Annotated in this window: 1 tRNA gene and 1 pseudogene; both read left to right on the top strand. The window is 39.0% G+C overall.

Annotated elements, in window-relative coordinates:
- The first annotated feature begins 53 nt into the window (after window positions 1-53).
- A tRNA-Asn gene (locus RM529_RS17835) sits at window positions 54-127 on the top strand.
- Window positions 128-226: 99 nt separating this feature from the next.
- A pseudogene (locus tag RM529_RS17830) lies at window positions 227-408 on the top strand (transposase); the annotation flags it as partial.

Here is a 408-nt window from a genome sequence, read left to right as displayed (position 1 = left end):
AATAAAAAGGGTGTTAGTGACCTTTTAAAATGACACTGAAGACATACTGAAATTCCTCCTTAGCTCAGTTGGTTAGAGCATTTGACTGTTAATCAAAGGGTCCTTGGTTCGAGCCCAAGAGGGGGAGCAAAATAAAGCCTGACAGAAATGTTGGGCTTTTTTATTTCTAGACGAGTGCAACTTCATTTCTAAAGAAATTAGAATTGAGTTATGTTAAAGGCAGTGTCTGGACATTCTCCCTGCGGTGCTTTACCGTTGGCGTAAAGAACAAAAAGATTATGGAAAGAATAGTTTTCCGGGTCGGGCAATCCCAAATTGACTGATGAAATAAAAGAGATCACCCGTTTGAAAAAACAGCTAAAGGATGCGGAAATGGAACGAGATATCTTAAAAAAGGCTACAATACCA

The organism is Autumnicola edwardsiae (genome assembly GCF_031846505.1).
GTDB classification, from domain to species: domain Bacteria; phylum Bacteroidota; class Bacteroidia; order Flavobacteriales; family Flavobacteriaceae; genus Autumnicola; species Autumnicola edwardsiae.
This window is presented reverse-complemented; position numbering and strand designations above follow the sequence as displayed.